The organism is Natrialba hulunbeirensis JCM 10989 (assembly GCF_000337575.1).
In the GTDB taxonomy this organism is placed as follows: domain Archaea; phylum Halobacteriota; class Halobacteria; order Halobacteriales; family Natrialbaceae; genus Natrialba; species Natrialba hulunbeirensis.
In genome coordinates, this window is record NZ_AOIM01000039.1 from 1 (window position 1) to 26290 (window position 26290).

Consider the following 26290-nt stretch of genomic DNA (forward strand, 5'->3'; position numbering starts at 1 on the left):
GAGAAAGGCCGACGAGCCGAGAACTGAGAGTCTCGAGGTGCAAACCGCAATCCGAACACCGCGAAAACAGCTATGTTGTGTCAGCGTGGGAGTTCGCCACCGGTGAGCCGAACCACGCCGAAGACGTGTGTCTCGTCGGCGATAGCGCGTGAATTCTCTCTGAGTCGGGTGTGTGCCGCGTCGATCCGGTCGTCGAGTCGCAGGTGCGGTTCGGTTTCGTAGCGCAGTTTGGACGTCGGCGGCGTCGAGAGAACGACAATCGCGCGGAAGACGGCGTTAACCGGGAGCGAATACCAGCGACCGTCGTCGCAGCGAGCGGCGTTCGCGAGGACGACGTGGCCGCCGGGACCGACGAGGTTACACCAGTCGTCGACCGCGCCGGCAGGGTCGTCGAGCATCCCGACGACGAACGTCGCGAGGAGTGCATCGATGTCGGTCCCGTCGCCGTTTTTGTCGTCACTGGTATCGGTATCGGTACCGCTACCGATACCGGCGCTGGGACCCACTCCAACGTCAGCGACGGCCGCGAACGGCGACTGCGTTGCATCGCCGCGGACCACGTGAACATTTTCGTACCCGCGGTCGGCGATCATCGCACGCGCCCGCTTGAGTACCGGCCGCGTGAAGTCGACCCCGATGACGGTTCCCTCGGGGCCGACCTGCTCTCGGAGGTACGGCAGGTTCGCCCCGGTTCCACAGCCCATTTCGACGACGGTGTCGCCGCGATCGAGTCGGCAGGCAGCGGCTGCTCGTCGTCTGAGGCGTGCGATGCCAGGTGTTCGGCGGGCGATCAGGTCGTACAGTCGCGCCCAGCGGCCGTAGAACTCCTGTGCAGACTCGGATTCGGGCCCCGATCTGGACTGGAATGTGGATGCGGAGCCGGAGCCAGAGTCAGAGCCGGATCCGGAACCGGAGTCAGAATCAGAATTAGAACCCATCGACATGGTATCGGTGCTCTGCTCGCGGAGTTCAACGACCGGACAAATAAATCGTCGTTTCGAATTGCCGCTCTGCGAAACCGCGAACGCTAGAGCAGTGACCGCACGTCGTCTGCGACGGATTCTGCATCGGCACCGAGGACGTAGATCAGCGGTTCGATCCCGGTGCCACCGGTCTGGTACAGCACGGTTGCCTCGGGTTCGTCGTCGATCGCCGCGCCAACGCTCGAGGCGATGTCGTCGACTTCGTCGAACTCGGCGGCAACGTGACCGCGTTCGGTGAGCGCAGCGAGGAGGTCGTCCTCGTAGGCGATGTTGATCGCCGCCGAGGCGTCCGCGCCGTGGCGACGCGCGGCCAGTAACACGGTCGCAACGTGTTCGGAGACGCCGAACTCGGGACCAGCGGGGACCGTCGTTCGCCCCTTTACGTCGAAGATACGACCGGGGACGCCGGCCACGTCGTCGATATCTTCCGCGTCCGGCGTACAGGCGACCAGGTTCGACCCGACTGCCGGGATGAGACGCGCGAAGCCGCTCGCATTTTCGAGAATCCGCAACCCGCGGCGCAGCGACGAGACGACGCGCTCGCTGGTCCGCAAGTCGCTTTCGGGGTCGTGTACCCGGAAGCTCGCGCCGTGATCCGCGAGTTCGGGCACCGCCTCCTCGTGGAGTTGGGCGAGCAAGTCGCCGCCCGTCTCGAGTTCGCGCACGAGAACCTCGAGTTCGATGAGCGCCTGGACGGGCGTCACGTCGCCGGTCGAGAGGCCGTCGGCGAGTTCCTCGATGGTGGCGCTGACGCGCTCGTCGTCGGCGATCCGTTCGTTGATCGTGACGTCGCCGTGGGCGTACTTCGAGACGGCACTCTGACTGATTCCGAGGACGTCTGCGACGTCGCTCTGAGTGAGGCCGCGCTCGCGGAGTTCGCCTGCCAACAACGACCGGATCGTCGGCAGGAACTCGTCGACGACGATCTCTTCGACGAATTGCATCTGTTAACTGTGCGTACGACCGCGTGGGGAATAACTTGTGGGTCTCGTTGTGCGTCTCGTCGGTCTCGTTATGCGTCGATTATCGACCTCGCGAGTGCGCTGGAGAACTCGCGGGTCTCGCAGGCGACTGGCGTCTCACAGTGGCACGACGGATCATTTATACGGTCGTCGCCGAAACCTACGAGAAACGGATGACAGACACTAGTTCGGCGCCTGTCCCCGCGCCCGCACTCGCGATCGCGTCCGGTTTCGCAACGTTCATCGTCGTTAGCGCTGCCGTCGAAGGACTCATCACACACATGATTGCGTTCTCGATGCTCCTCGCGCTGCCGATCGGGACGCTCGCGGGTGCAATTGCGGTCGCCGGCGTCGTCGCCGGACTCACCGGAGAGGTCTNGTGATGCATAGCCGGTCATCGGTCACGGTGTGAAAATCGTCGAGAAACATGCGCTTATGCCCGCTCAGAGATGTGTATAAGAGACAGGGCTGTCATCGCAGGTGTGAGTTGGGAGCTGTTTTCCGTCCCCTCCAGTCCCGGCTCCATCCAGACACCAGTGACGCGTTGGATTAGCGCTCGCCCGCAGACGATCTGCTATACGGTATTCTCAGAGCAATTGCGAACCATCCCACCGTTTTCCAGTACATCGGTACCGCAGCCCGACTCAGTCGCGATTCAGTTGGTCGCCGCCGAACTCGTGGTCGCTCTGAATACGCGAGGCCTGCGGTCCGTCCTGGTCCTGATACTTCGAGCCACGTTCACTGCCGTAGGGTCGCTCCGCTTCCGTCTTGAGCTCTGTAAACGTGAGCTGTGAGATCCGCATTCCCGGCGTGAGCGCGACCGGCGCACTGCCAAGATTCGAGAGTTCGAGCGTGATCTGTCCGCGGTAGCCTGGGTCACAGAGCCCCGCAGTGGCGTGGACGACGACTGCGAGTCGGCCCAGCGAGGACCGTCCCTCGACGTGGGCGATCAGGTCCGCCGGGATCTCGACGCGCTCGTAGGTCGTTCCGAGCACGAAGTCGCCCGGGTGGAGAATGAAGTCGTCGCCGTCCTCGACGACCGTCTCGGTGACGTACTCGTCGACCTCTCGCTCCGAGGTCGGGTGGATACACGGAATGTTCGTCCGCTGGAACTCGAGGAACTCCCGTCCCAGTCGGAGGTCGACACTTGCCGGTTGAATCTGCAGTTCGGGGTCGTCGAGCGGGTCGACGACGAGGTCGCCTTCCTCCAGTCGTCGGAGGATATCCGCATCGGAGAGGATCATATCCGACGAGTCGAACGGCGGGTGTGTAAACTGTTCGATCCAGCGTTTGGATAGGGGTGAGAGTTGGCGGCACTCGAGTAGCTGCTTCGGGGCAAGAGCAGGTGACAGCGGCAGAGTACGGACGGCTGGGTGTGACTGGCGAGGGACAGATTACAGTAACGGATTGCAGTAACGGATTGCAGGAACAGACTGCAAATACAGGCAACAGGCAAGCGCAGACAGTTACTCGAGTGCCGCGTCGATCGCCGCGGACGTCTCCTCGAGTGCCATCGCTTCGAAGTCCTCGGACTCGTAGAACTCGACGGCGTCGCCGTCGACGAAGACGGCGGGGGTGCCGCCGACGCTGTTAGAGTCGCCATAGGAGCGGTCCGCTTCAATCGTCGAGCGGTGGCTCTCGTCTTCGGCGGCCTCGCGGACTGCGCTTCCGTCGGCTCCGACCTCGTCGGCGACGCCCTCGATGGCACCGTAGTTGTACGACCCCTGGTAGGCGTAGATCTCGGTCGTAAACTCCCAGAACGCGTCGTTACCCGCACTCTCGAAGACCTCGCGGGCCGCGCTCGGAATCTCCCAGGACCACGGACTGTCGATGACGGGGAAGTCACGGTGCTCGTACCGAACGTCGCCTGGTTCGAGGTACTGCTCCTCGAGCTCGGGGAAGACGCCGAGTTTGAAGTCCCGACAGAACGGACAGGAGAAGTCTTCGTACACCGTCACGGTGACGTCTGCGTCCGGATTGCCGGTGACTGGTGGCTCGGGCGGATCCTCGCTACCGAGACAGCCGGCAACGACCCCGAGACCGACGGCGGTCGTCGTCCCGAGGAAGGCACGGCGCGTCTGATTCATGCTCGCGACTAGCGATGCTGCCCCCAAGTGTGTATCGTCTCGCACGACGGGATGAGTACGGGTCTGGATGCTGATGCTGACACCGGCACTTGCACCGGCACCGGAACTGGTACCGCCACCAGCACCGATACCGATACCACTACCACCACCACCGGCGACGGCAACAAGGGCGATAGCTGCCAACGATCGTCGCTGCTTTATCGGTTGCACTCGAGTACGGAGACATGAAGCAGGCCATTGTCGCCCGTACGGACATCGGCATGGGACAGGGAAAGCTCGCCGCGCAGGTCGCACACGCGTCGCTGTCGGCCTACGAAAAGGCGGATTCGCAGCTGCGCGACCAGTGGAAGCGAAACGGGCAGAAGAAGGTCGTGCTCAAGGGCGAGAGCGAACGGCAGTTACACGAACTCGCCGAGATCGCCGAGCGCGACGGCGTGCCGACCGCGGTGGTCCGCGACGCTGGTCACACCCAACTCGAGCCCGGGACGGTGACGGCGCTCGCAGTCGGACCGGCAGGTGACGACCGAGTCGATAGTATCACGGGCGAGCTCTCGCTGTTCTAGCGGTCGCGTCGAGACGGTCGAGAGGCCGTGTGAGGTAGGATGAGGGGCTGTGGTTCTGGCACCGGTATTGGAGTCAACGTCGGTGCTGATACGATTGTGGTGCCAGATTTGGTACTGGTACGGCTGTTAGTGTTAGTATTAGTGCCAGTGTCGGTACTGGTACCGCTATTGCTATCAGTCGGTGCCGGTGTCAGCATCGTTGTCGACGCCGACATCGAGAGTCAGGTGGTCGATATCAGCGAGTTCGAGATATGGGACGAGGACGTGCGAGTCGACGAGTAACTCGACGAGTTCGGTATCCGTATCGTACTGGAGCAGGCCGATATCGGCCAGTTTCGGGAGGTGAACGTGACAGAGGGCGACCAGCACGCGTTCGTACTGGTCGTCCGTCGAGTACGGTCCGGTTGGGGTCTCCCGCTCTTGTCGAGCGATGTACGCGGCGAGGTCTGTGATTGAAACCGGGACCCGGTGTTGTGTGAGATATGCGAGCGCGTACTGTCGCCGGCGGGCAGCAAATGCATCGAACAGGTCGGTCGTGTCGATCAATCGCGTCTCTGTTGCTTCATCAGTAGGATTGCGTGTCTGGGTCTTCATACTCGCTCCGTACTTCACCTACACTGCTCCCGGTCGCCGACAACTCTCTCCGTCCGACTTCAGCAGAGTACATGTGCCCATAGACGAGGAGCGATATAACCTTTATTGTCTCTATCTACACCGGAAAGAAATAGTCACGGCGAGTGAAGGGTTCGCTCATTACTCGACCGAAAAGCGGTCGTGCGGTGGATCAGAGTTCAAATCCTCGCGTTCGATCGTGACGATCCAGTCGGGTGCGTCCTCGATCGGCGTTTTGATCACCCACGTCGCCTCAATCGTCGCTCCGCGCGCGAACCCAGTCGTGACGAGCGTCTTTAGTTCGGACTCGAACGCATCAGTTGCGTCAGTCTGGTCTTCCGGAGAGTGGTTTGTGTCCATGATGGGGTTTCCAAGACAGATCGGCAGTCCGTAGTCGGTAGCCGGTAGCCGGTAGTCGATCGCCTGTCGCTGTGAGACCACCAGTAGTAATAACCGTATCGGCGATTCTACCATCGGTAGAGCGAGCAGGGTGGACCGAACGCCGATCACCGATAACGAACCGATTTACCGTCGGCACCCGAAGCCCCGCCATCAGCATGCGCCCAGCACACCCCACGGAACAGGCCGTCGGAATGCAGGCCTACGTCACCGACACCGACGGCGTCGGCGGCCGCCTCCGCGCGGCCGACGACCACTTTCGCGTTCGCGAACGCGAGCGCTTCTCGACCGAACCGATTGACGCCCCGACCGATGCCTACCCACACCTCGTCTTTCGTGCAACCCTGCGCGGCTGGGACACCAACGACTTCGCAACCCGCCTCTCGGACGCACTCGGCATCTCCCGCGAGCGCGTCAACTGGGCCGGCACCAAGGACAAGTACGCCGTCACGACCCAGCTCTTCTCCGTCTACGATACCAGCAGCGATACCGGTGCCACCGCGCTCCCCGACATCGACGGCGCCGACCTCGAGGTCCTCGGACGCGCCGGCCGGTCACTCGAGTTCGGTGACCTCGCGGGCAACGCGTTCGAGATCGTGGTGAGCGACGCCGACCACCCCAAAACGGCCTCGCAGATCGCAGATGAACTGTGTGAGTTTGGCGGTCTCGACGCCGCTACGGCCGGCGATAGTGGATCAGCAACGGAAACAACACCCGTCGGCGTCCCCAACTTCTTCGGCCAGCAGCGCTTCGGTAGCCGCCGGCCGGTCACCCACGAGGTCGGCCTCGAAATCGTCCGCGGCGACTGGGAGGGCGCGGTAATGGCCTACCTCGGCGCGCCGGCCGACGCCGAACCCGAGGGCACCCAGGAAGCTCGCCGATTTATCGAGGAGACGCGAGACTGGCAGGAGGCCCTCGATCGGTTCCCGAACCGACTGCGCTACGAGCGCTCGATGCTCCACGAACTCGCGGAGTGCACGGCCAGCAGCGACGGAACCGGCGACCCCGACCCCGCCGATTTCCGCGCCGCACTCGAGCGTTTGCCCTCGAATCTCCAGCGGCTGTTCGTCCACGCCGCCCAGTCGTACGCGTTCAATCTGATGCTCTCCGAGCGACTCGAGCGCGGGTTGCCGTTCGACCGCCCGGTCGCCGGCGATGTCGTGTGTTTCGCCGATACCGGCGACGACGTGCCTGAGGAACTCGTGCTTCCGGATACGGACCGCCTCCAGCGCGTCGACGAGCGCCGTGTTCGGTCCGTGACGCGTCACTGCGAGCGCGGCCGAGCGTTCGTCACCGCGCCGCTGGTCGGCACCGAAACAGAACTCGCCGATGGCGAACAGGGCGAGATCGAACGCGCCGTACTGGACGACCTCGATCTCGCACCCGAGGACTTCGACCTGCCCGGAGAGTTCCACTCGACTGGCACGCGGCGGGCGGTCCTCGTGCAGACTGAACTCGGGGTCGAGACGGCCGGAGATGAGCAGTCCGAGGCGACAGCAGACTCGCTCACCCTCTCGTTCGCACTGCCGAAGGGATCGTACGCGACTGTCGTTCTTCGGGAGTTCATGAAGGTCGATCCGATTCACCTCGGATAGGGGCTGCGACGGTTGAGTTGATCGACAGTCGTGCTGGACCTGCCGCTGTGACTTCAGTGTAAGAGCCGCGAAAAAACGAAATCGTCTCGAAACGGGACTCGAGTAGTTAGTCGTCGGCCGCGACGTCTTCGTCGTCGACGTCGACGGAGGTCGCTTCCTCTTCAGCGACTTCCTCAGGGTGAGCCTCGAGCGTTGCCTTCTGAATCTCGACGCGGCGCAGCGGGTAGATCGTCTTGGCTTCGCCGTAAATTGCCGAGGAGAGTCGACCTTCGACGACGCTGTCGATCAGTTCCTCGAAGGTGCGCTCTTCGGCTGCCTCTTCGATCATCTGCACCATCTGGTTGCGGATGGCCTTCTCCTGGCTCGCGTCGGCCTTCTTCGTCGTGAAGGCGACGGGCTGGATCTGGACGCGGTAGTCGTCCGTCGTGAGGACGGTGACGTAGGCCTCGATCTTCGAGGCACCGCGGCGGACGAGCGAGCGCAGGTAGTCACGGGTCAGGGAGTGTTCCATGAACTCCGTGTACGCGGCGTCGCTGCCAACGTCAGTGATCTTGAAGGTCAGCTTCGTGTTGTTCTCGCTGGCGTTGTTGTTGAGGTCGCCAAGCGTCGTTTCGATGGTTCGGTCGTAGACCTTTTCCGGTTCGTCAGCAGGGGTCTCGCCGAGCTCCGTCCGGTCGAACTGCTCCGGAGCGAGCACGGTGTACCACCGCTTTTCCTGTTTCGCACGTGAGACTGAACGTTCACTCATTGGTATCGTGTGTGTTGTCGGTGTCTGTGTCGGACACAGTACCCGTGTCCGTCGGGTTGTCGCGCTGTTCGTCGGCCGCGTCTGCGTCTGCGTCTGCATCCGAAGTGGATGAAGCAGCTGAAGCGGCTGAAGTGGCTGAAGCAGGTGGTGCTGGAGACTGCGCAGTCGCGTCAGTAGCAACGCCGGCCTCGCGTGCCGTACGAGCAACGTCGACTGCAACCTCGAGATTGACGACGTAGTCGTCGACCGTCGAGTGCAGCCCACTCGTCGACTCGCGCTCGATTCGCGTGACGACGCTGTCGCCGTCCGTGACGGTCTCCATCTCGTCAGTGTTGTCCGGGCGTAGCGCCCGCGCAACGAGATCGGGATCGTCGTGGGACGTGCGGATCGTCGCCGTCGCGCGTTCGAGCGAGTCGTCCGTATTCGTGTTCGTGTGTGCCGGCATGGTCAGTAGTGTCCTCTCACTGCCGCGATGATCGTCGATTCGTCCACCACTGCGTCCTGCGGGTCCGGATCGGCATCCGACGCTGGCTCCGACGCCGACTCGGCTGCACCGAAGCGCAGATAGCCACGTCGGTGACCCACGTCGTACGTCGCCTGTGCGCCATCGTCGGCGAGGTCGCGAACGATCGCCTCCACGGTGGCTCCGATCGATCCCGAACCCGGCCCCGACTCGCGGGTCGCAAGCGCCGCCTCGCCCGAGCCCACGGCGAGCACCGTTGGCTCCGGCGAGCGGTACGCGAGTGCGATCTGTGCGACCGCTTCGACCGGCCCGTCGTCGATTCCGACGACGAACAGCCCGTCGTAACGTCCCATCGAGGCCGACTCGAGTGCGGCGTGTGCGCGCGAGCCGTGTGCGCGCCAGGCGGCGAGTGCCGGCTCCCGAGCGTCGAGTCCCATCGCCAGCGCGGCTCCCGTGCCGGGTTCCGCGCGAGCAGTCGCCTCGAGGACGGCGGCGTAGCCGCCGACCGTCGCGAACGCGTACTCGTCACTCGTGATCGCGTACGGCCGGAGAACGCGCTGGATCGACGTCGCCGCCGTTTCCGTCGCGTCGTCCGCGCCGACGACATCAAGTGCGACGAGCGAACCGAGCGTCCGGTGGTCGTCCGCGTCGAACGTCTCGGGCTGGTCGAGATCGAGTCCGGTCGGCGAGAGCGCCTCCCGAGTCGCCTCGAGGTCGCCTGACCACGGTGCACACAATCGGGTCGAGTGTGCCAGCCCGTCGACCGGGTCCGCGGTCGGCACCGCGACGCCCGACCGGCGTTCGACGAGTCCGCGTTCGCGTGCGGACTCGAGTACCCACTCGCTCTCGCCGGCACCGGGATCGACCCCGGCGGCGACGAGACCTGCGAGTGCGAGTACCGGATCGAGTGTGGGCTCGGGTCCGGGTGGTTCGTCGGTCGGTGTCCCGGCCGGGCTACTCGAGTCGCCCGAGTCACCCGAACCGAGTTCGCGAACCGTATCCGCCGCGGCGAGTGTGGCCGGCCGCTCGTCGGAATCGAGGCGGATGGCGTGCTCGTGCGCCGGCTCGTCGACCGTGCCGAGGACGACGGTCAGTTCGTCACTGGCGTCCCCAGCATCGGCGTCGGCGTGGCGCGTTGCGCGCTCAGTTCGGTCGGCAATCGTCCGACCGACGGTCACCTGAAACGGCGTGTTCGTCGCCGAGAGTGCTGCTGTAAGCAGGCCGCTGGCCGCGAGCGCATCGCCGTCGGCCCGCGTGATGACGCGGACGAAGCCGGCGCTCTCGATGGCGGTGGCGGCTGTCACAGCGATGTCGGCGTCGGAACCGAACTCGGTGTCCGATTCGTGATCCGGGTGGCCGTTCGTGGACATTGTGGGTGTCGTGTTCGCGGTCGCGGTTACCTACAGACTACGGACGCGGCGTCTAGGTTCCAGCTCCTCCCGTCTGCCGTCGCTCCCAGCTCAGAACTCAGTGCTCCTCGAGGAGGTCGACTGCAACCTCGTAGGAGTACGTGAAGTCCGGCTCGAGCTCGTTGCCTCGGTAGTAGTCGACGAGGCGGCGAACCTTCGACTCCGTGTTCTGCAGCGCGCGCTTGTTCTGGTAGTCCTGTGGGTTCTCCTGGACGTGCTCGCGCAGTCGGACTGCACGCTCCATCAGGTTCCGAAGGTCCTCGGGAACGTCCGCCTTGGCGTCGTTCTCCTCGAGAATCTCGGTGATCTTCTTGTCGGTCACCAGCTTCACGTCAGGGACGGGGGTGCCGGTGACGCCTTCGTCACGCAGCTTGATGCCGATCTGACTCGGGTCGTGCCCCTGTGCTGCCAGTTCGACGACCCGTTCTTCGACATCTGCTGGGTCGACGTCGCTCCACTCCGGTGGTTCGTCTGCCGATGGCTTGTCCGAACCGGACGAGCCACGACGGCGGGTATGCATTCGTGCCATTGGTGAGGATAGGAACCGCACTGACCGCTCGGAAGGATAGTGGTCGCACTGGATCGCATGACCCAGTCGACCGCAATCCGGCTCCGTGCAAGATGCACTTCCGCAATCCCAAGCCACCCAAGCGAGTGGCACTGTCAGATTTGCGGCCGTGCGCTTCCCACCGTCGCTTCCCGCGGCACGGACTAAAGGGTTTCTAGACAGCGGTCACAGTCGGTGTGGGTTGTAAACCGGACACCGTCGTGGGCGTGGTTGGGATGTGGGAAACGGTGGTGTACTCGAGGTACCCCTGTGTGACAACGACAGGGCCGACCCGACGATTTCGAGGGGTTTATCTATTCCCGTGGGAAAGTGCGTATTGCGAAGCGGGCTCGTAGATCAGAGGTAGATCACTCCCTTGGCATGGGAGAGGCCCCGGGTTCAAATCCCGGCGAGTCCACTATTCTGCGGCGCGAACAAATTCGTGAGTGTCGCAAATCGCCGTCGACACCGGGACTTGAAGCTCTGAAAGTCACAGCGTGAACGGATCGAGCGGCTCTCCCTGTTGAATTCCGGTGTGCCCTATATAGGGTCAAACACCACGTCTCATATGATCCTGAAGATACAATCCTCACCTGTAGACCATGTCATACTAAAGTACATACTAATGAGGATCTCTATCCCGAATTAACCCCTGAAGAGGTTCCGCCAGATCGGCAGTACAGGTAGGAATACTTCAGCCGACTCGAAGATTCGTGACTTCCATCTTATCTTCGAGCGCGACAGTCTGAAAATCCGAGTCAGCAACGACGAGTTGGTCACCGGTTGAGCGCGCGGTCGCTGCGATCATGAGGTCGCGAACGGCCAGCCGCTCACCGTCGGCGAGCAATTCATCCTGTAGTCGGGCGGCCTCGAGTGCAATTTGCTCATTGAACTCGAGTGCGCGGACGCCACCGAAGCGCTGTCGCTCCTCTCGTACGTCCGTCTCGCCGCGGCCGAGTGTCCCCGCGAGAACCTCGTAGACACAGATCGACGACGTAAGATACGGGGTGTTCTGTGATTCGACGTAGGCGACGGTGTCGTCAACTCCTTCGAGCATGTCGATAATAACCGACGAATCGAGAAACGTCATCGTTCGAAACTATCTCGTGATCGGGTGATAGCGTCACGAGCGCGCTCAGCGGTGTCGGAATCCCACGACCCAATTACAATCGGTTCTTCGTCGTCCGCTAATCGCTCGAGTAACTCGTCGAAACTCTCGTCGTCCTGCTTGAGACGATTGAGTTTCTCTTTCGTCTCTTCGGAGACACGAATTGACGTGCTCATATGTATGCAGAGTGTATGCAGAATCTAAGCCTTTTCGACGAACTCCAACGTTGCTAACAGCAAGCGCATCGACGAGGTGTACCACGACCGGAATCTGCTCGCGATTGCGTTCGCGAGAGCAATCCGTCTCACCTGGGGATCGGACACCGCAGGCTGGTACTGGCACAAGGATTGGCCGGTGATCAGGGTCGACATCATAAGGCAGGGACCGTGACGAGAACGGATTCGACACCCCTGAGCAGGCAACGACTCTCTCACAGAGAACTTAAAGAGGCGATAGGCTTCGGGATCACTACGAACGACGCTCGCGTCAACTGTTCAGTATGGACGTTCGACCGTGGGTACGCCGGAGCATCATTCTCGGAGCACTCGCCGCCGTCAGCTATGCGTGGTATCGCCGGCGGGTCGCGTCGACAGCGCACGAATCCCAGAACATCACTGAGCGCCACGCGAGCGCATTTCTCGTCCGTCGGTCCATCGACGGAGGCCGTCTTGAGCCCGTTCGCGAGGCAGTCGCCGAGCGCTGTGTCGACCCCGACGACCCGCGACCGCTGCTCGGGCTCGAGGGCGCGGCCACGGCGACGCTGTTTCTCGACGCTGGCGACGACCCGGAGCTGATCTGGTACGTCGAGGTGCCACACACCACGATGGCCGGCTGGGAGAATCCAGAATCACGAATCGAGGCGGCGTTCCCACTCGAGGACGACGCGCTCGTCGCCGAGGAAGCCCGCGTCGACCGCGAGCTGCTCGTCCACGCGGTCAACCCACACCGACCTCGGACCGCGACGGGGACCAACGACGGCCCCCTCGTCGTCAGCGGTGCAGCACTCGAGAACGGGGTCGATGTCGACCTCGTCCAGTTGCACCTGAAACCGGGACTGGCCGAACGGCTCGCGGACCGATTCGCCGGACTCTCGCGGCGCGTCACAGCAGGTGAGATCGAGCTCGGCTCCGTCGAGCGGTGGAGCGCGGCGATGCTCGAGGCCGAATCCATGTACACTGAGTCGGTGGTGCTCGAGCGACGACCCGAAGGGTATGTGCTCTGTGGGTACATGGAAACTGCGGAGATGGCGGGCGTCTACGACGCCTACTACGATACCTGGAACCCGGTCGCACGAGCGTCTGAGCTGGTTTTCGGACGCGTGCTTGAGGAGCCGGCGGCAATTCTCGAGTACCCGCTCGGGACAGGACTCGAGGTGCTTGCGCACGCGGTCGATCCGGACCGACCGCGTCGGCCCGAGAATAGTTGAATCGGGGTGTCCGATACGGCGTCGTCGTCGTAGTTGTAGTAGTTGACAGGACAAGTTCGATATGCAGAGCAGGTCGGACAACTCGAGTTGGTGCTGTTAGAGCCGCGGTGAATTTGACCGGACATGGAGAAGATAGCCCGCAGAAACGAACCTAATCAGTCCAACGCTCACAATCCATCGATCTGGAACGCATCCAGAGACGGTGACTCGTCCTCGCCCTCGGAACAGCCGAGCGACCGATGCGGACAGAACTGACAGTGCGGCCCCGGTGTCGCGTTCGCGAACGACGAACTGTCCGCTGCCGACAGGTCCTCGAGTACCGACTCCCACAGCGTGGCCAGTTCGTCGACCGAGAAGAGCTGGACTGCTGGTCCGGCGTCACCGACGTAGACGTAGCCGGCGTGGCTGATCGGCTCGTCGAAGCGGTCCCGACAGGCGCGGACGTAGAGCTCGAGTTGGTGGCTCGTCTCGAGTTCCTTCTGGGCCTGGCTTGTCTTGTAGTCCAGTACGACGAGGCCACCGTCTGGGTGGCGGCGAACGCTGTCGACGTAGCCGGTTACGTCGCCCTCGATAGCCGCGATGCCGTCGTCATCGTCGTCCACAGCCGTGATGTCGCCGTCCACCTCCGCAATCTCGTCGCCATCGACAGCAATCGGCACCTCGGCTCCGACCGCCGGCCACTCCGGCACGTCGGTCTCGAAGTAGCGGTCGATGCACTCGAGTGCTGGCTCCAGCGCGTTCGTCAGGTCGCGGCTGCGGGCAACCCACTCGCAGGCGTCGCGCCACTCGGTTTTGCTGTCGTAGCCGCGCCAGTAGGCGAGTTCGGCGACGTCGTGGAAGAGCGAACCCACGTCGGCTTGCGTCACTTCTGCTGACCCCCCGGTAGCGGGGGTTGGGTCGGGGAACGCATCCACCACGTGATCGAGGACGTGCTTTCGCTCGCAGTTGCGGACGGACTCGAGTGCGGTGTGGCTGTGCTGGCGGGCGAGTTCGACGTCGACGCTGGTGCCGAGGGGGGCGTCGGCGAAGCGGGCGGTGTTCGAATTTAAGGCACTGTCGCCATCAGCGAGCGTCCCGGCGACGACCCTGTCGGCGAACTCGAGTACCGTCTCGAGCGCTTCGTCGGTCGAGACCTCGGTCTGGTAGTACGTGATCGTCCCTGGGTCCTCGTCGACGCCGCGGTTGACGGCGTCCGTGTAGTCCCGGACGGCGTCGGGTGTGTCGGCCGCAATCTCGTCGTAGCTATCCATGAGGGCGTCCCAGACGGGGAACCGTGGTCCCTCGGCGGACCAGTGGATCGGCGTCTCGCTACGCTCGCCGGGCAGGTGCTCGTCCAGCATGTCGGCACCGGGGCCCTGCTCCTCGACGTCGTTACCGAAGAGGAACAGGTGCTCCTTCGCTCGGGTGAGTGCGACGTGGAGGACGCGCCACTCCTCTGCGATCTGGTCGTCGCTGCAGTCGGCCCGCAGGGGATCGGCCAGTTCACCCTGCACGTCGTCGACGAGCACATCGTAGCGGTAGAGATCTCGCTGGTAGTTCGCGAGGGTGATATGGCCGAACTCGGATTCGGTGAGGAACGGCAGCAGAACGGTGTCGAAGTCGAGCCCCTTCGCCTGGTGGATGGTCATGACGTCGACGGCATTCTCGGACTGCGAGCCGGGGCTGGTCGCCGTTTCGTCGTCGGCCGAGAGCAGGTGGGCCTGGCGCTCCAGGTAGTCGACGAACGCCGGCGTCAGCTCGGACTGGACAGGGCTGTCGTTGAACGCCTCGATCAGGCGCTCGACGTTGGCGAGGGCGTCCCGGTCGTGTTCCCGGAGGAACCAGTCGATACGCGTCTCTCGCTTGAAGTGGCGGTAGAGCTCGGAGATCGAGTGAGTGTCCGAGACCGAGCGAAGCGTGTCGTAGTCCGTGAGTGCCTCGCGAACACGGTCGGGACAGCGAAATTCGGCGGCCGGCTCTGCGAGCGCGTCGTACCCCGCCGGAACGGTCTCACCGGCTCGCAGCAATGTATCCACATCGGCCTCGGGGACGCGATAGAGATGCAGGAGGACGCGCTGCCAGCTCACGTCGTCGCCGGGTTCGATGAGAACCCGGAAGTACGACAGCACCGTCCGCACGCCGTGGCCGAGCTCGCCAGAGGCGTCACTCGACAGAGTGTAGGGAATGCTGTCTCGATCCAGCTGGGCCGCGATATCGCGGGCGTTCTGATTCTGGCGGACGAGCACCGCGATATCCTCGAGTTTGCGCTCTGGAACGTCCTCGAATCGACCCGTGAGGAGGTGTGAAATCGTCGTGCTCACCTGCGCCGGCGTGCGCTCGCCCTCGCTGTCGACTGTGACGACGCTGGGCGGGTTCGGCTCCTTGTACGCCTCGATTTCGTTCTTTTCGGGATCGAGATTCGTCGCCAGATCGAGAATCGGCTGGCGCGACCGGAAGTTCAGGTCCAGACCGATCTCCTCGAACGACTCGGGCAGTTTCGACATGTTCTCGGGGTCCTGCCCGCGCCACTCGTGGATGGCCTGATCGCTGTCGCCGACGACCATGATGTCGAGCCCGTCGCGCAGTTCCTCGACCAACTCGAGTTGGGACTCGTCCGTGTCCTGGAACTCGTCGCAGTAGACGGCGTCCCACTCGGCGAGGATGTCGTCGCGGACCTGCTCGTCACGAAGCAGGTCGACGGTCCGGTGGATCAGTTCGTCGTAGTCGAAGGCGTTGCGCTCGTCCAGCGCCTCGAGATAGGCCTCGTACGCGCCGACGAACGCCCGCGCCCGCCGGAGCATGTGGACGTAGTTCGACAGTCTCCCCATCGGTGTCTGCGTGATCGAGGTCAGTGGCCCGCACTCGCCCTCGAACATCGCCTCGGGGAGCCGAAACGCCTGCCACTCGAGTTCGGATTCAGTCCGGAGGTGGTCGGCCATGTTCTCGGCCGTTTCGGCCATTGCTTCGAGATGGGCGCTGACGGCGGAGTGAACCCGACCGTCGCCGTCGAACTGGCGGGCTTTCGCGCGGTAGACTCGCGGCAGGCGGTCACAGCGGTCGGCGAGCTCTTCGTCTTCCCACATAATGCCGTTCGCGTCGACGTTGATGACCTGATGGGCCATCTCTTCGAGGTCGGTGACGAGACCGAGCAGATCTCGCAGGTCCTCGTCGCTGGGGAGATACGAGCGAATATCGGCCGGGGTGACGGCCTCGCGGCGCATCGCCTCGATGAACGAGGTGAGCGCGGAGAGCGTCTGGTCGCTCGTGCCGCCGGCGGCGGGCGAGCCGGCTGCGACGAACGAGAAGTCGACCGCCTCGTAGACGGACTCGATCAGCTGCGGACGGTCTTCCTCGGTGACGAGGTCGAACTCGGGCGAGACGCCGACGTGGTAGGCGTACTCGGTCAGAAGCGTCGAGCTGAACGAGTGGTAGGTGTAGACGTCGATATCGAAGGCGACCTGCGGACCGAGCGCTTCGCGGAGTTTCTCCTGAATCGTGTGGGCGGCCTCGTTCGCGAAGGTGAGCACCAGCAGGCGGTTAGGCGCAACGTCGCGCGCCTCGATTTCGGCCTGCAGGCGCTTGACCATCGTCGTCGTCTTGCCGGAGCCGGCGACGGCCTCGACGGTGTGTGCGCCGCCGGTCGCGTCGATGACGGCCGGCTGGTTGCCCTTTGGCTCGAGAGCTGCGGCGTCGGGTTCGGCGTCCGTCTCACTGGTCGGTGCGACAGCGTCCGCGGTATCAGTCGTTGTCTCACGCTCACTCATTGTCTCACGCTCAGTCATCGATCTCACCTCGCCCACCACACTCACCGCGAGTCGGCTCCCGATCGACAAACGCGAGCTCGGCACCCATCCGATCGGGACAGGCGTCCTGATAGGCGCAGTACTGGCAGGCTGAGTCGATGATCTTCTCGAACCGCCACGCTCGCGGGTCGGTTTTCCCGTCGCCAATTGCTGTGGCTCGCTCCTCGATCAGGTCCACGAGATCCCGCGTCTCCTCTTCGAAGGCATCCTCGAAGTGCCGTTGCTCCACGTCGACACGCACGCCCGACTCGGACTCGTAGGCCGGCCGGCTCTCAGCCAGCGGCGCGACGTAAGCGAAGTCACAGGGCAGATCGAAGCCGTACTCGGCCTTCAGGCCCCGAATCGCAACGCCGGCTCTGACGAAGCTACCGATCTGTTGCGGGTAGTACGACTGGCCATCCACGAACTCCCGGACGTGCGTGTCAGACCAGCTCACCTGCAACACGCCGTGTAGCGTCGGGACGTACCTGATGCCGAGATAGCCCCTGTCGCGCTCGACCACGGCGTCAACGGTCGCCTCGTACCGGATACCGTCGCGCTCGTAGCTGACCACGCTATCCGCCTCGACCAGCCGCTCGGCGTGCTCGTGTCCGCCGTTCGCGAAGTACGCCTCGACTGCAGCCGCCAGCGCGTCTGCATCGTACTGCTCCTGTGCGTCTGCAATGTACGGCTGCCGGTCGCCGGCGCTGGCCTGTCGCCACTCGTGATCGAGCCACTCGAGTGCGGCCTCGACACGCCCGTCCTCCGTTCCTGCGTCTGATCGGAGCCCAGCGATGATCGACCGCCGGAGGAGTTGCCGACGACGGTCACGAACCCGGTCCGTACTCGTCTCGCGCGCCGAGAGCGGGCGTTCGAACGCGAACTCGTACTGGCGCGGGCAGACGATGTGCGTCGCGAGCGCGTCGGCGGTGACGACGGGCTGGTCCGCTTGCGGATCCGACTCGCCATCTCGCTCACTCTCAACAGACGGGGGCGGCGTCATCGCGTCTCACCTCCGCCGTTTCCGCTCCGTCCATGTTCGTCCGCTCGCCCGCTCTCGCCACTCGCCGGCCGAATCGCCCCTCTCGCCAGATCGAACTGCGTCTCGACCGCCCGCTCGAATCGCGGGTCCACGTCATCGCTCTCCTCGAGTACCCGCTGGATCGCGGCCAGCGTTTCTTCGGTGGACTCGAGTGCGACCTCGCCGCCGGTGCTGGCTTCGGCCTGGACCGTCTCGAGGGCGTTCCAGGGCTGGGACAGGATTTCGGCGGAGGCGCTGCCGAGGGTGTAGAGGTCGCGCGGCGGGATGGTCTCGTCCTCGTCCTCGCCGTCGCCGTCGCCATCGGCATCACTTTCGCCCTCGCTGTCGCCCACTCCGCCACCGCCGAGCGTCGACAGCGAGAGCGCGGGATGTGGGTGTTCATCAATTGCGTGGAGATAGCGCGAGCGGTGTTGGAAGCGGCCGACCGAGCCGTCCGTCTGGCGGTAAGTACAGAAATAGAGGTACTCCTCGGCAGCGCGCGCCCCGATCGCGAGCTGGCGGCGCGTCCGTTCGGCGTGATAGCGTTCGAACGCGTTGTCCGTGATCTCGTCGGCGTCGACGGTCGCGTACGTCTCCGCGACGGCCTCCGGACTCGGATTCGTGACGGCCGGGTAGCCGTCCATCCGTTTGATCCAGGCGGTCGGAAAAAGCGGCGAGAGCGGTTCACTTCCCGGGTACTCGCCGTCGACGACGTTGAGCAGGAAGACGGCGGACCGGCTATCGTGTTTCACGAGCCCCACGTCACCGACGGTGACACCACCTTCGGGGACGGCGACCTCGGCGGTATGAGCGTAGGGCGCGTCGTAGGTGATCGCCCGCTCGAGCATGGTGACGAACTGGATCCAGTCGCCCGCGAGGATATCCTGTTCGTCGACGAACTCGGCAATCGAGAGGAGTCGGGAGACGTTTCGGAACTGCTCTCTGGCGTCGATCGGGTCGGCGTCCTCGGCGATCCGTCGTTTGAGGTTCGTCGTGACGATCCAGCGCTTCAGACTCTTCGAAACCGAGTTCCTGACGACACAGCGCTGGACGAGGTCCTCGGTGAGATCTGGAATTCGCGCCGCGAGCAGGTCGTAGGCCCGCTCGCGGTCGTCGATGTGGTACTGGGCGAGCGCGTGCAGTTCCCGGACCGCGAGGTCCTGTTCGAGGCCGTTGACGCCCGCTGAGGCCGTCGGCACGCCGGCGTGCTGGAGGACTCTGCGAACGCGCGGCGCGGGGTTTCCGATGGATCGGAGCAGGACGGCTACGTCCTCGTATTCGAACCCGTGCTCCTGTCGGAGATACTCGATTTCGTTCGCGACGGTCTCGACTTGCTGGTCGAGCGTGGGTTCGCTGATCACGCGCGCAGCAGTGGTTGAATCGTGGCTTTCCATTTCTGCAGGCTCGCCGTTCTCTCCCCGGGGAGTCAGCCGCCCGGTCGCCAGAAACGCGCCGAACGGCTGCCCGACTCGTTCCGGTTCGGATACGGCAGTCGGCTGTGCTGCTGCCGTTCCCCCATCCGAGGCAACACCGGGTATCGCGTCAATATCTCGCTCTCCTGCCCCGTCAGCGGTGTGATCGACGATCTCGAGTTCGTCCGCGAACCGCCGAACCGATCCCGCCTCGGTCTTCGTCCGCTCGATACTCGCGTGCACCTCGGCGACACAGATCAGGTCGACGTTCCGGGTGAGCGTGCGCAGGTACTCCCGGTCGAGGTCGCCACACTCCTCGTACTCGACCACGAGCACCGCGTCGAACTCGCGCTCGATCCGCTCGCGAATCGCCTCGCGCTCGAGTGCCGCGATCGCGCGTTCGATCGTCTGGGCCTGCTCGGCAAGGTTGCGCTCGGCGAGGTGGTCGTGGAAGGAGGCGTTGACGTCGGCCAGCTCTCGGAGGTAGTCGTCGTAGTCGTGACCGTCGTCTGTGTCGGCGTCGTCGCTCTCACTGGCATCATCACTCTCGGTGTCCGCAGCCCCATCGGCATCCACACCGAACCCACCGTTCCACGTAGCATCCAACAACAACTGCCCCACGTCCCGACCGAACGAATCGTGCTCGCTCGCCCGCTCGAAGTACGACGACCAGTCGTAGCCATCGAGCACCCGCGCGAGAAACTCGATCCGCTCCTCGTAACTGAGTCGGGTCAACTCCGGTTCTGCCTCCTCCACGACCGCCGTCGCGTGCCGGGGCAACGACTTCACGTTCGGCCGCCCTTCGAGCCCGACTTCCTCGCGCAACGACGCCGCAAACTCGTCGATCGACGTCGGCAAGCGCTTGAGCACCAGGACGTTCCGCGGGTCACCAGCGACTGCGTCGTGATCGAGGGTACTCGAGTAGATTTCTGCGACACGCGCGGCGAGCGAGCCGCCGCCGAAGGGGAGGATGTGGAGCGTGCCGGTGAGGGGAGGGGCTGCTGTGTCTGAAGCGGGTGGTTGAGACTGAGACATGTGGGGACGAAATCGTATTCGTCCGGACGGTCGGCTGGCGGGTACTTATTGATTCGGGAGAAACTCGCGGTGGACAGATGCTCGTGTCTAACGCCCATAGTCGACGTTAGCGCGGGTGTAGGCGACTGGAGAGCCAGTTATTGCTGACTGTGCCAGTGATACTGTGACCATGAAAAGGAGAGTTTGGTATCGCAAGTATCGATTTATGACGCCCCCTCGCAGGTTGGTGAGCGGTACTACGGGTCCGATAAAAGCAGTCGCTATGGGTGTGTACGGACACGGTAGCGCGGGTGGTGCCGGTCAGAGCAGCAACGACACGACGGCCAGCACCAGGAACAATAACACGAGCCACTTCGCGATCGACATCGTCAGTCCGGCGACGCCACCTGCGCCGAGTGCACCGGCGATGATCGCGATCACGAAGAACAGGAGTGCAAGTTCTAGCATGGGGAGACATATGCCAGAGACGTGGATATGAATTCGGCATGCATACGCCAAACCACTGGACATCACTGCTATTCTGTTCTCGGTCGGCGTTCTCTCACGTACTGAGGGGTACTCGAGAGGAACTCTCTGCAGCGGCTGACTCTCTATAGAGGAAACCAAAGCGAGACACGTCTATTCGAGGTGGTGTCGGGAGGCGTCATCCGATAATACAGAAGATCGAAGAAATCGTTTGCAGACGAGTAGCGCTGTGCCGCGTGTCTCGTTCCACCCGTTGAGTAATTCAGGGCGTTCTACGCGTTGTCTGCTGTCGGTTCACTCACCGAGGTGTGACCGATACCCCTTCGGCTCGAAGCCGCGCCGGCAAATGACGCGCTTTCGGCCGACCGTGATCGCGCTGATCTGGTCCTCGTCCTCCATGCGATCGATCACCGACTCGAGTCGGTCGGCGGACCAGCCGGTTTCCTCGCGGACGGTCGACTCGTCGACGCGCCCGCCGCGTTTGACGAGGAGTCGAAGAACCTTGTCCTCGTCAGGCAGGTCGCGCTCGTCGACGCCGTACTCGATTTCCTCGGCATAACTGAGTGTCTCATTGTCGCTCTCGTCTGTCGATTCGTCGGTCGCAGTCGATGTCGATGTGGACTCGCGTGCGTCGCTCTCGTCCGTCGAGTCCCCCTGCCAGAGAGACGAGAGGCGAGCCCAAAGTGTACTGAATACCATTGTCGATCACCCATTTCGTAGGTTTCGGAGCTGCGTGTCGCGCACCGTTGTCGGTACTCTCTTCTTCTGTCCTATCGGTTATATATCTGTGCTCTGCCCGAGCAACGCGGCTGTCTGTCGGCCGCGTGTAGCGTCCGGTGGTTTTCGCCGCTGCGGTGGTTGAACACCGACGCCACTCCCACGATAAGTACGGTATCTGATACGATTGTGGGCTACGCCCGTGAGAGTCGTGTTCAGACGGAAGTCATCGGGAAACCCCTCAGTCACCAGCCGTCGCAACGCGGTCGTGGTAGGTCTCGGCGAGGTCAGTGAGCACCTCGTGGTGGTTCGTCGAGTGGGGCGCAGTGAGCGGAGAGATACTGATGCGGCCTTCGGCGACCGTGCGGCGGTCGGTTCCCTCGGGGTCCGGAATCGTCTCGGGATCCATCGACTCCCAGACGCGGTCGTAGAGGGTGACCTGGTCACCATCCGACTCGGCGTCCATCTCGTAGCGCTTCGAGGGTCGCGTGATCTCGATCGGTGCAGGGCCGTCGTTGGCGTCTGCCATCGGGACGTTGACGTTGAGATACGCCGCGTGCTCGAACGCACCGGCAGCGAGAGCGTGCTCGGCGAGATAGGTCGTCACGCGCTGGGCCTCGCGGAAGTCGTCGACCGTAAGTTCGATCTCACCGAGTGGCACGTCGTTGACTGGGACGTACATCGAGGTCGCAATTGCAGGAACGTCGAAGAACGCGGCCTCGACGGCGGCGCTGATCGTCCCCGAACGACCGAGGACGTACTCGCCGAGGTTCGCACCCCGGTTGCAGCCAGCAACGACGAGGTCCGGGTCGGGGCCGAGTTCTGCGAGACCGGCGACGACACAGTCCGCCGGGGTCCCCTCGACGGCGTAGCCGAGTTCGTGGTCAACGAGTCCGATCTCGCCGTTGTGAGAGAGCGAGCGGCCACAGGCGCTCTGGTCGCTCGCGGGCGCGACGACGGTGACGTTCGCGTTCACGTGGTCGACGAGTGCGTCGTGAATCGCGCGGATACCGACGCTGTCGATCCCGTCGTCGTTGGTCAGCAGGATCTCGAGGGAGTCGCTCATATCGGTGGGTTGGAGGCCGGCGCGAAAAGCACTCTGGTTTCGGAGATTCGCTCGCTCGGTTCCGGCTGAACACCAGCGACGAGAGCCTGATTCTGGACCGCTCAGCCGATTCGGTCGACGATCGTCTCCTCGTCGACCACCAGATTGTACGCCTCCTCGTCGTCGTTCCAGAGCGCGAGAATCTGTTCGAACGAACAGACCTCGCCGTACTCGGCCTCGAGTAGGGGTCGGTTGAGCGAGGTCTCCTTCGTGAGGACGGCGTAGTGGTCGGTCGCCTCGCTGCCGTCGCTGATCTTGAACAGCGGGTTCGACGAACTGCCGTACTCGGCGTCCTCGTCCGAACTCAGCGAGTGGCTCAGCTTCGCCGCGACGAGGTCGATCCGGTTCGGAACGTGGCGCTCCATATCGGCCATCTTTGCCCAGTCACCGTCGTCGAGTTCGAGGTCGATCCGGCGAGTGCCGTCCAGGCGCAATAGCGAGTGTGAGAACTGCACGTCGACGTTGATGAACTCGCCGGGTGCGTGCTCCTCGTCGTCCGCAGGGGTCGCTTCGTCCAGTTGGCGCTGAAACTCGGGAACCTCGAGGTCGGGGCGGACGTCGAACGACCAGCCGCGATCCGTGGGCCGCTCGTCGGGCCAGAGGCGAACGGTCGGGCCGTAGACGGTGACGAGCCCGTGGCGGTCGTCTCGGCCGGCGGCGGTCGCACTCTCATCGTCATTATCACCGTCACCGTCACCGTCACCGTCACCGTTGCCGTCGCCCTCATCCGACTCCTCCGAGAACTCGCTCGCGTCTCGAATCCGCTCGTCCTCGAGTGTCCGCTCGAGTTCGCGCAGGCCGACGCTCGTGTTCTTGTCGGCCGGCTCCATCGCGAGGACGGTGCCATCGGGGGCGAGTGCGTCGAGCAGCGAGCGAGCGACAGTCGTGGGATCTGCGAGCTCGTTGAGGACGTTGCAAGCGAGGATGAGGTCGAACGGTTCATCGTCACCCTGCGTAGTAGTGCCGAGCGCTGCCGGATCTACGTCTTCGATCGCTTCGCGGTGAATCGTCGTATGAATGTTCTGCCCCGTCTCTGCGAGCAGGGACTCGAGTACATCGGCGGCGGCGCTCGGCTCGACGGCGTGGTACTCGACGAGCGCGTCGTCGGGGAGGTAATCACAGAGTCCGAGCGCGGGGCCGCCGACGCCTGCACCGACGTCGAGGACGCGGAGGGTGCGGTCGAGCAGTCCGCGTTCGGCCAGGTCATCGAGTGCGTACTGGATCGCGGCGTAGTAGCCCGGCAGGTGGTAGATCGCGTAGCCCGATGCCACGTCCTCGTCGTACGTCACTGCTCGGCGTTCGAGGTACTGGGCTTTGAATCGGCGGATCGTCGACCGGAGGAGGTCGCCCACGCTGTCCGTGTGCCAGTTCACACCGTAGCGCTCGACGAGGAGGTCCTCGAGTGCTCGCGCGTAGCGGTCCGGGAACGCCTGAACTGGCCCCCGGTTCGGTGGAATTTGATCGTCCGAGACGGGGACGAACGTGCCATCGTCGCGCTCGATCAGTCTGAGATCCAGCGCCTCCTCGCGGAGATGCTGGCGAACGACGGCCGGATGTGGCGTGCCGGTAACGTATTCAGAGATCTCGTCGGGGTCGATCGGCCGGACATTGCGCAGATACTTCGCGTTGGATCGGATGGCTTCTCGTTGGTCGGTCATTGGTCTGCTCCCTCTGCGGGCTGGTCGGCAGTCGCCGGGCTGTCGGCCGCGGTCTCGCTATCGTCGTGCCATCGGGCCCCCGCCTTCTGGTAGAGGGACTCGAGTTCGGCTGGGTCGGCGTCGGCAATCGTGCGTGCAGCGTCGGCGATCGCCTCGGCACCGTCGAAGGTGGCCTGAATATCGGCGTAGACGCGGGGCGTGCCGCCGGTCATCTGTTCGGCGAGCGTTTGCAGCTGCTCGTAGATCGGGGTTTCAAAGCCGTCAGGAACTGATTCGGCAGCGAGAGCGAACGAGAGCACGGTTGCGTGGGTCATCGCCTGGACGGTTTCCATGGCGTCGTCGTGCTCGGCCGCCGTCGTTTCGACGAGTGCGTTCCCGCGGGCGGCGAGCGCTGCGAGCAGGTCGTCGGTGACCGGTCCCTCGGCGTCGCGAACGACGGCGATCGAGCCGGGGGCGCGTTCGGGGGCGAACAGCGGGTGGAGACTCACGCGTTCGCGGTCGGGTGCGTGTTCGCGCATCGCTGCGAGCGGCGGAGCCATGACGCCGGAGACGTCGATGACGGCGTGGTCGGCTCGCGAGGCCTGCTCGGCGATTGCCTCGGTGACGTGGGCCATCGGGACGGCGAGACAGACGGCGTCGTAGGTGTCCTGTTCCTTCTGGGTGTCCTCGCCGGCGACAGTGTCGTCGCGGCCGGTATCGTCACCGTCGAGCGTCGTTACGGAACCGCCAGTCGCCTCCGCCGCTGCAGCCGCCGCCTCCCGGTCGACGTCGGCGTAGGTGATCGTCGCGTCGCTCCCGATGGCGGTCCCAAGCCAGATCCCCATCGAGCCAGCGCCGACGATCAAGACGTCCATCGGTGGCTCCTACCGTCTGCCGTTGCAAAAGCCGTTCGATCGATCAGTTCGTGTGAGTGTCACGCGCGCCAGTAGCTCTGCTCTCACCGCCACCACCACCGCCACCCTCACCGCCGCCTCGCCGTCCGCCAGGACTACTCGGCGACCGGCTCGAGTCCGACCCGATACTCAGTCAGGTTCTCGTAGCCGTCCTCGGTGACCACAACGAGGTCCTCGATGCGGACGCCGCCGACGGCAGGGTCGTAGATACCCGGCTCGATCGAGATGACGTGGCCTGGCTCGAGTTCCCCGCCGCTCGGAGAGACGCGCGGTTCCTCGTGAATGTCCAGTCCGACGCCATGGCCGGTGCTGTGGATGAAGCCGGTCTCAGTGTTCGGATCGCTGCGCAGCGTCTCGTAGCCCGCGTCCTCGATCACGTCACAGACCACGTCGTGGACAGCCTCGCCGGTAACACCCGGCTCGACCGCTTCGAGCCCTGCCTCGTAGGCTTCTCGCGTAACCTCGTAGCGTCGCGTCATTTCCTCGCTCGGCTCGCCGCGGACGAACGTGCGGGTCATGTCGCCGAAGTAGCCGGTCTCCTTGTCCCGCGGGAAAATGTCGATCACGATGAGATCGTTTGCCGTCAGCTGACCGCTGCCGCGGTCGTGGGGGTCCGCACCGTCTGCGGCACAGGCGACGATCGTCTCGTCGAGTCCGCAGCCGTGGCGCAGCAGTGTTACCTCGATCTCCTCAGTGACGCGCTCGCTGGTGAGCGGCGTGCCGTCCAGGACGAGTCCGCCGTCGTCATCGACCTCCGCGCTCGCGATGAGTCGCTCCGCGGTCGCCATCGCGGCCTCGTTCGCCTGCTGGGTCGCCCGAATCTGGTTGACCTCCCAGGGTGTCTTGGTCGCGCGAATCTCCTCGACGATACCCTCGCTCTCGACCGTCACCGTTAGGCCCTGCTCGCGCAGGCCGTCCGCGGTCCCGGTCGGGAACGAGCGCGGAACCGCGACGGACTCGACGTCGTGGTCCGCCAGAAACGCCGCGAGCGTGTGCAGTTTCCCGCCGTATGGGCCGTGCTCGGCGCGGTGGTCGTGATAATCGTACGCCGACAGCCGGGACACCGACTCCGCGGCGGCCTCCGACTCCGCGCGGCCGTACTCGAGTCCCGACACCAGCAGGTGGACGCCGTCCTGTGTGACGAGCGTCTGGTAGGGATCCGGCGCGGTGAAGCCGGAGACGTAGCGCTGGTCAGAATCGGATGCGTCGGCGTCGATGAGGTAGCCGTCCAGGTCGTCGGTCTCGAGTGCGGCCCGCAGCGGGGTGAGGTCAACGGGGTCGTTCATACGTTCTCGTGTGATCGGCCCGTACATAATGGCGA

General features: G+C 64.0%; 24 protein-coding genes and 1 tRNA gene. 4 read left to right on the forward strand and 21 right to left on the reverse strand.

From position 1 onward, the window contains the following. Window positions 1-80: 80 nt before the first annotated feature. From C483_RS15305 to C483_RS15325, 4 genes are all read right to left on the reverse strand, one after another. Entirely contained in the window at window positions 81-938 is an 858-nt protein-coding gene (locus C483_RS15305; protein ID WP_006654270.1) for a class I SAM-dependent methyltransferase, read from the reverse strand. 89 nt (window positions 939-1027) lie between these two features. Continuing rightward, complete coding sequence (locus C483_RS15310; protein ID WP_006654271.1) at window positions 1028-1927, reverse strand: thiamine-phosphate synthase family protein; 900 nt, start codon at window positions 1925-1927, stop codon at window positions 1028-1030. Window positions 1928-2589: 662 nt separating this feature from the next. Further along, complete coding sequence (dcd, locus tag C483_RS15320; RefSeq protein WP_006654273.1) at window positions 2590-3189, reverse strand: dCTP deaminase; 600 nt, start codon at window positions 3187-3189, stop codon at window positions 2590-2592. A 222-nt stretch (window positions 3190-3411) separates the two neighbouring features. Then, window positions 3412-4032, reverse strand: a complete 621-nt coding sequence (locus C483_RS15325) for a DsbA family protein (protein ID WP_006654274.1) — start codon at window positions 4030-4032, stop codon at window positions 3412-3414. Window positions 4033-4256: 224 nt separating this feature from the next. On the opposite strand from C483_RS15325, the gene pth2 reads away from it, so the two are divergent. Beyond that, a complete protein-coding gene (pth2, locus tag C483_RS15330; RefSeq protein ID WP_006654275.1) occupies window positions 4257-4595 on the forward strand; it encodes a peptidyl-tRNA hydrolase Pth2 in 339 nt (112 codons plus the stop codon). A gap of 174 nt (window positions 4596-4769) precedes the next feature. Here the strand turns inward: pth2 and C483_RS15335 are convergent, their stop codons facing one another. Together C483_RS15335 and C483_RS15340 are read right to left on the reverse strand one after the other, a co-directional pair. Next, on the reverse strand, window positions 4770-5189 hold the full coding sequence (locus tag C483_RS15335; protein WP_006654276.1) for a DUF7344 domain-containing protein: 420 nt from the start codon (window positions 5187-5189) through the stop codon (window positions 4770-4772). Between the two features lie 159 nt (window positions 5190-5348). Further along, window positions 5349-5648 carry a hypothetical protein gene (locus C483_RS15340; RefSeq protein WP_006654277.1) on the reverse strand — a complete coding sequence of 100 codons (300 nt, stop codon included), beginning with the start codon at window positions 5646-5648 and terminating at the stop codon, window positions 5349-5351. Between the two features lie 116 nt (window positions 5649-5764). On the opposite strand from C483_RS15340, the gene truD reads away from it, so the two are divergent. Continuing rightward, entirely contained in the window at window positions 5765-7201 is a 1437-nt protein-coding gene (gene truD, locus C483_RS15345) for a tRNA pseudouridine(13) synthase TruD (protein ID WP_006654278.1), read from the forward strand. A gap of 106 nt (window positions 7202-7307) precedes the next feature. Here the strand turns inward: truD and C483_RS15350 are convergent, their stop codons facing one another. From C483_RS15350 to C483_RS15365, 4 genes are all read right to left on the reverse strand, one after another. Beyond that, the gene (locus C483_RS15350; protein ID WP_006654279.1) at window positions 7308-7949 is read right to left on the reverse strand and encodes a 30S ribosomal protein S3ae; all 642 of its coding nucleotides are present in this window, start codon (window positions 7947-7949) and stop codon (window positions 7308-7310) included. Then, window positions 7942-8394 carry a KEOPS complex subunit Pcc1 gene (locus C483_RS15355; protein ID WP_006654280.1) on the reverse strand — a complete coding sequence of 151 codons (453 nt, stop codon included), beginning with the start codon at window positions 8392-8394 and terminating at the stop codon, window positions 7942-7944. Before C483_RS15355 ends, C483_RS15350 begins: the two co-directional genes overlap by 8 nt. A 2-nt stretch (window positions 8395-8396) precedes the next feature. Continuing rightward, window positions 8397-9782, reverse strand: a complete 1386-nt coding sequence (locus tag C483_RS15360) for a hypothetical protein (RefSeq protein ID WP_006654281.1) — start codon at window positions 9780-9782, stop codon at window positions 8397-8399. A 97-nt stretch (window positions 9783-9879) separates the two neighbouring features. Continuing rightward, complete coding sequence (locus C483_RS15365; protein ID WP_006654282.1) at window positions 9880-10350, reverse strand: 30S ribosomal protein S15; 471 nt, start codon at window positions 10348-10350, stop codon at window positions 9880-9882. A 364-nt stretch (window positions 10351-10714) separates the two neighbouring features. Between C483_RS15365 and C483_RS15370 the strand changes: the two genes are divergently transcribed. After that, window positions 10715-10786: transfer RNA gene (locus tag C483_RS15370), tRNA-Ala, on the forward strand. 276 nt (window positions 10787-11062) lie between these two features. On the opposite strand, the gene C483_RS15375 is transcribed toward C483_RS15370, so the two are convergent. Together C483_RS15375 and C483_RS15380 are read right to left on the reverse strand one after the other, a co-directional pair. Then, window positions 11063-11458 carry a PIN domain-containing protein gene (locus C483_RS15375; protein ID WP_006654283.1) on the reverse strand — a complete coding sequence of 132 codons (396 nt, stop codon included), beginning with the start codon at window positions 11456-11458 and terminating at the stop codon, window positions 11063-11065. Further along, the gene (locus C483_RS15380; protein WP_006654284.1) at window positions 11455-11652 is read right to left on the reverse strand and encodes a DUF7557 family protein; all 198 of its coding nucleotides are present in this window, start codon (window positions 11650-11652) and stop codon (window positions 11455-11457) included. The genes C483_RS15375 and C483_RS15380 overlap by 4 nt, the downstream gene beginning before the upstream one ends. Before the next feature lie 323 nt (window positions 11653-11975). On the opposite strand from C483_RS15380, the gene C483_RS15385 reads away from it, so the two are divergent. Further along, window positions 11976-12902, forward strand: coding sequence for a hypothetical protein (locus C483_RS15385; RefSeq protein WP_006654285.1), 927 nt, complete (start codon window positions 11976-11978; stop codon window positions 12900-12902). A gap of 167 nt (window positions 12903-13069) precedes the next feature. Here the strand turns inward: C483_RS15385 and C483_RS15390 are convergent, their stop codons facing one another. From C483_RS15390 to C483_RS15425, 9 genes are all read right to left on the reverse strand, one after another. Then, window positions 13070-16663 carry an ATP-dependent helicase gene (locus C483_RS15390; RefSeq protein WP_152419894.1) on the reverse strand — a complete coding sequence of 1198 codons (3594 nt, stop codon included), beginning with the start codon at window positions 16661-16663 and terminating at the stop codon, window positions 13070-13072. Beyond that, window positions 16656-17666, reverse strand: coding sequence for a hypothetical protein (locus C483_RS15395; RefSeq protein ID WP_006654287.1), 1011 nt, complete (start codon window positions 17664-17666; stop codon window positions 16656-16658). The genes C483_RS15390 and C483_RS15395 overlap by 8 nt, the downstream gene beginning before the upstream one ends. Continuing rightward, window positions 17663-20131, reverse strand: a complete 2469-nt coding sequence (locus C483_RS15400; protein WP_006654288.1) for a hypothetical protein — start codon at window positions 20129-20131, stop codon at window positions 17663-17665. The genes C483_RS15395 and C483_RS15400 overlap by 4 nt, the downstream gene beginning before the upstream one ends. A gap of 300 nt (window positions 20132-20431) precedes the next feature. Continuing rightward, on the reverse strand, window positions 20432-20578 hold the full coding sequence (locus C483_RS19640; RefSeq protein WP_004215463.1) for a DUF1328 family protein: 147 nt from the start codon (window positions 20576-20578) through the stop codon (window positions 20432-20434). 312 nt (window positions 20579-20890) lie between these two features. Then, entirely contained in the window at window positions 20891-21295 is a 405-nt protein-coding gene (locus C483_RS15405) for a helix-turn-helix transcriptional regulator (RefSeq protein ID WP_006654289.1), read from the reverse strand. A 259-nt stretch (window positions 21296-21554) separates the two neighbouring features. Then, window positions 21555-22379 (reverse strand): 5'/3'-nucleotidase SurE, encoded by an 825-nt coding sequence (gene surE / locus C483_RS15410; protein WP_006654290.1) that lies wholly within the window; start codon window positions 22377-22379, stop codon window positions 21555-21557. 101 nt (window positions 22380-22480) lie between these two features. Further along, entirely contained in the window at window positions 22481-24076 is a 1596-nt protein-coding gene (locus C483_RS15415) for a small ribosomal subunit Rsm22 family protein (protein WP_006654291.1), read from the reverse strand. Further along, complete coding sequence (locus tag C483_RS15420) at window positions 24073-24930, reverse strand: prephenate dehydrogenase/arogenate dehydrogenase family protein (RefSeq protein WP_006654292.1); 858 nt, start codon at window positions 24928-24930, stop codon at window positions 24073-24075. Before C483_RS15420 ends, C483_RS15415 begins: the two co-directional genes overlap by 4 nt. A gap of 134 nt (window positions 24931-25064) precedes the next feature. Then, window positions 25065-26255: a M24 family metallopeptidase gene (locus C483_RS15425; protein WP_006654293.1), complete on the reverse strand. Its 1191-nt coding sequence runs from the start codon at window positions 26253-26255 to the stop codon at window positions 25065-25067. Between the last annotated feature and the right edge of the window lie 35 nt (window positions 26256-26290).

Coding starts and splice junctions, on each gene's coding strand:
- C483_RS15305 (WP_006654270.1), bottom strand. CDS start 938: ATGGGTTCTAATTCTGATTCTGACTCCGGTTCCGGATCCGGCTCTGAC.
- C483_RS15310 (WP_006654271.1), bottom strand. CDS start 1,927: ATGCAATTCGTCGAAGAGATCGTCGTCGACGAGTTCCTGCCGACGATC.
- dcd (WP_006654273.1), bottom strand. CDS start 3,189: ATGATCCTCTCCGATGCGGATATCCTCCGACGACTGGAGGAAGGCGAC.
- C483_RS15325 (WP_006654274.1), bottom strand. CDS start 4,032: ATGAATCAGACGCGCCGTGCCTTCCTCGGGACGACGACCGCCGTCGGT.
- pth2 (WP_006654275.1), top strand. CDS start 4,257: ATGAAGCAGGCCATTGTCGCCCGTACGGACATCGGCATGGGACAGGGA.
- C483_RS15335 (WP_006654276.1), bottom strand. CDS start 5,189: ATGAAGACCCAGACACGCAATCCTACTGATGAAGCAACAGAGACGCGA.
- truD (WP_006654278.1), top strand. CDS start 5,765: ATGCGCCCAGCACACCCCACGGAACAGGCCGTCGGAATGCAGGCCTAC.
- C483_RS15350 (WP_006654279.1), bottom strand. CDS start 7,949: ATGAGTGAACGTTCAGTCTCACGTGCGAAACAGGAAAAGCGGTGGTAC.
- C483_RS15355 (WP_006654280.1), bottom strand. CDS start 8,394: ATGCCGGCACACACGAACACGAATACGGACGACTCGCTCGAACGCGCG.
- C483_RS15360 (WP_006654281.1), bottom strand. CDS start 9,782: ATGTCCACGAACGGCCACCCGGATCACGAATCGGACACCGAGTTCGGT.
- C483_RS15365 (WP_006654282.1), bottom strand. CDS start 10,350: ATGGCACGAATGCATACCCGCCGTCGTGGCTCGTCCGGTTCGGACAAG.
- C483_RS15375 (WP_006654283.1), bottom strand. CDS start 11,458: ATGACGTTTCTCGATTCGTCGGTTATTATCGACATGCTCGAAGGAGTT.
- C483_RS15380 (WP_006654284.1), bottom strand. CDS start 11,652: ATGAGCACGTCAATTCGTGTCTCCGAAGAGACGAAAGAGAAACTCAAT.
- C483_RS15385 (WP_006654285.1), top strand. CDS start 11,976: ATGGACGTTCGACCGTGGGTACGCCGGAGCATCATTCTCGGAGCACTC.
- C483_RS15390 (WP_152419894.1), bottom strand. CDS start 16,663: ATGACTGAGCGTGAGACAATGAGTGAGCGTGAGACAACGACTGATACC.
- C483_RS15395 (WP_006654287.1), bottom strand. CDS start 17,666: ATGACGCCGCCCCCGTCTGTTGAGAGTGAGCGAGATGGCGAGTCGGAT.
- C483_RS15400 (WP_006654288.1), bottom strand. CDS start 20,131: ATGTCTCAGTCTCAACCACCCGCTTCAGACACAGCAGCCCCTCCCCTC.
- C483_RS19640 (WP_004215463.1), bottom strand. CDS start 20,578: ATGCTAGAACTTGCACTCCTGTTCTTCGTGATCGCGATCATCGCCGGT.
- C483_RS15405 (WP_006654289.1), bottom strand. CDS start 21,295: ATGGTATTCAGTACACTTTGGGCTCGCCTCTCGTCTCTCTGGCAGGGG.
- surE (WP_006654290.1), bottom strand. CDS start 22,379: ATGAGCGACTCCCTCGAGATCCTGCTGACCAACGACGACGGGATCGAC.
- C483_RS15415 (WP_006654291.1), bottom strand. CDS start 24,076: ATGACCGACCAACGAGAAGCCATCCGATCCAACGCGAAGTATCTGCGC.
- C483_RS15420 (WP_006654292.1), bottom strand. CDS start 24,930: ATGGACGTCTTGATCGTCGGCGCTGGCTCGATGGGGATCTGGCTTGGG.
- C483_RS15425 (WP_006654293.1), bottom strand. CDS start 26,255: ATGAACGACCCCGTTGACCTCACCCCGCTGCGGGCCGCACTCGAGACC.